This is a genomic window from Algibacter sp. 2305UL17-15, from assembly GCF_040720935.1.
Lineage (GTDB): Bacteria > Bacteroidota > Bacteroidia > Flavobacteriales > Flavobacteriaceae > Jejuia.
The window spans coordinates 1-2,483 of sequence record NZ_JBFDAE010000034.1; the positions used below are offsets into that span (position 1 = coordinate 1).

The 2,483-nt window shown below is 29.2% G+C and carries 1 protein-coding gene; it reads right to left on the bottom strand.

The annotated features are described in order from the left end of the window. Positions 1–332: 332 nt before the first annotated feature. The gene (locus ABXQ82_RS18705) at positions 333–2,351 is read right to left on the bottom strand and encodes an RNA-directed DNA polymerase (RefSeq protein ID WP_367063319.1); all 2,019 of its coding nucleotides are present in this window, start codon (positions 2,349–2,351) and stop codon (positions 333–335) included. Positions 2,352–2,483: the final 132 nt, after the last annotated feature.

Here is a 2,483-nt window from a genome sequence, read left to right on the forward strand (position 1 = left end):
TGGCTATGCATTTTTAGCGCCATATCCCTAAAAAATATAAGTGACATTGGTGATGGGCACAGACCTTTTTTTCAGTCTTTGCGGTATCCTCGGGTGAGGGTTTCCTTATCGTCTCAAACTTGCACACAACGGCTCCGTATATGAAAAGTAGCGCTGAAAATAAGCGATAAATTTTCGGATGAAACACAAGCCGAATTTTTAAATTTTACTATTTATATTTTTTATTTGGAAATCGTCAAATTTAAAAATTTGGCGACTTTCCAAAAATGCCCAAACCTTAGTGTTTGCAAAGACTTGCGCTATTTTTTATATACATTGTTGCCAGTAGTTTTTTATTCATACGTTGGGTCGAATAATAAACCTTTATTTTGTTTTGCTTCTGCTTCAATTTCCTTACTTGTTAATTCAGAAAGTTCTTCAAGTCTTTTTCCAACTACAAAATATGGCTTCTTCTTATCGAATTTTTTTAATTCAAGTTTTACAGCTTCTATTTTATCTATCAATTCTTTTATTTTTGAATCAGAGTCTGATAGTTTTTTTTGAATTTCTTTTCTGTCTGTAGTTTGAGTTAAGTCGGACAAGTTTAAATTTTCGCTTAATTCTATAAGTTCACTTTTTAATTCTGTGTTGGAAAATTTGTTTTTAGATATGTAGGTTGTTATTTGCTTAAGTTTTACTTCAATTTTCTTGAGGTATGACCTTTCCACTTTTAAAGGTTCTAATTTTCTCGAATTGTTGTAAAAATATATATTCCTAGATTCCAAAATATTAAAAAAGAAATGGTCTTGAATAATTGACTTACTTAAAGTAGGTATCCAGTTTTTATAAACTGTTTCATAAGCTAAAAGCCACTCTTTATTATTTAAATTGTCCGTAGTAATTATTTCAGTTACAGAAGATAAATCAAAATTTTTAATTCTGTTATTTTGCTGAAATAAATCAAGGCCAACAATAATTCCTGTCACGCTTTTACTTTTAAAAACCATTTCATAAATATCTTTGGTCGGTTGAATTTTAAATTCGTTTAATATCCAAAGCGACCAAGTCAGTTCAAAATCGTGCTGGTTTTCGTAGTTCCTTTTTATAATTTCGAAACAAAACTCTTTTAAGCGTTTCTTTGAAACTAACTTTTCGTAAGTGATTAATAATTTAGCAATTTTGTTTAGAGAACTTGTTTCAATTAAACCAAGTCTGAAAAGTAAAGATTCGAAGTAATCCCAATTTTCTTCCTCAATACGAACAAAATTAAATTTATTCAAGGCTAATTTTAATACGCTATCTTTTGGGTTTTCCTGAGCGTGTCTAAATGCAATAGAGAAGAAGTTCCAAATATCATCCTTTTGGTCATTTTCAGATGGTCTAAAATAAAAGGATTTTATATCAAGTGCCCAAGGTTTCTCTAATTCACTTTGTGTTCTTGAAATTTCTGTTTTCTCGTCATTGATTTTTAATTCAAAATCATTTAGAATTTTTTTTAATTCTGAGAGACAAATTTGAGCATCCAACTCTGAATTAAAGTATAAAGCATAGTCGTCATAATATCTATAGCCAAGAAAATCTATTTTTTTTGATTTTAGTTTTTTTTCAAGGTGTTTATCTATGTGACAAGCAATTACTTCTGCTATAATGAACGAAGTATCTGGACCAATGGGTATTCCCATTGTTTGTTGATTTTGACACCACATAAGCCTGTCGTCAATATCGTCTCCATAAATATTACTTACTTTTAAAGGATTTGTTTTATTTAACGCACGGTTTCTTTTGTATTTATCTTTTCCTCCAAATGTTACCCAAGGAACTGAATGCGTATATATTGAAGGATAAAATTTTGCAATATCAGTTTTTAACTGAACTGCATATTTAAAAGAATTTATTATTCCCGATTCTTTGAAGTAACTAAAATCATTGTGTTTTACTGAACGCTTGTTTTGTTCAAGTTCAGTTTCGATTTGTGGTTTTGTAGTTGATAAATTAGAATCATTAAATAGTTTGGCAATTTCGGTATAATTATCCACAATTGCTTTGGCTAATTTACCTTGGTGAATTGGGTTTGGTATTTTAATTATTTTCCTTGCTATTCCGCTTTTTGGAATATTAAATTGGCTACAATCAGAATAGTTTAGGCGATTTTTAAAAATTTGCTTTAATTGAAGTTTTTTTTCTGTTTTGTCAGCTCTAGATAATCCCGTTATTGCATTAACGGAATTCTGTAAGGCAGTTAAACTTGTACTTTCAGTCGAATCAGATAATGTAGAAATATTTGAATAATCGTTACCAAATAATTCAGTAAAGAATGATGGTGGAAGCTCCTTAGGAAAATATCCTTTATTTAATAAATGTTCAATGTTCATTCTTTTCTCAAAATGTCTTGTCCTGAAATATGGCTACAGGTTAAAATTGATTTACACTGTTTTTAAATATACCATATTAGGTGTTTTATAGTCTAAAGATAAATGTAATCTTATTTCGTTGTATAGATTAAT

Excerpts from the sequence above, each read along its gene's own strand:
- ABXQ82_RS18705 (WP_367063319.1), bottom strand. The coding sequence starts at position 2,351 with ATGAACATTGAACATTTATTAAATAAAGGATATTTTCCTAAGGAGCTT.